Source organism: Anaerotignum faecicola, assembly GCA_024460105.1.
Classification (GTDB): domain Bacteria; phylum Bacillota; class Clostridia; order Lachnospirales; family Anaerotignaceae; genus JANFXS01.
The window spans coordinates 1-412 of record JANFXS010000436.1 but is presented as its reverse complement, the minus strand read 5'-3'; the positions used below and the strand labels follow the sequence as shown (position 1 = coordinate 412).

Sequence of the window (412 nt, the reverse complement as noted above, 5' to 3'; positions counted from 1 at the left end):
CCCCAGCAGACATCCCTCAAACTCCCCGTCAATCAGCAGATAGCCCAGCACATCGTACTCCGCATGTGTGAACCGTTCCTTCAGCCAGTGCTCATTGGATTTCACCAGAAAATCATTTCTGTGAAGCACAAACACCGTATGGTTCTTTTCCGGCACCTCTGCCGGCTCACCTTCCAGCAGAGGCAGGTCCTCCCGGCGAATGTATCCGCCCTCATACGGCTCCAGCGTTTCATCTGATACCAGCCGCTCCAGCACACCTTTGATCTCTTTTAACGGGAGACGGTAGAAGGATCTCACCATGGCCGCATCAATCCATACGTTCAGCCATGCAAACCGTCTCACCAGTTCCTCTGCTGCTGCCTCCTTCGTATAACGGTCCAGATCTGCATCAGGGAACTCCGACTCAAACGGG

General features: G+C 54.1%; 1 protein-coding gene. It reads right to left on the bottom strand.

From position 1 onward, the window contains the following. The coding region (locus NE664_14750) for a hypothetical protein (GenBank protein MCQ4727894.1) at nucleotides 1–412 on the bottom strand (412 nt) is incomplete at both ends.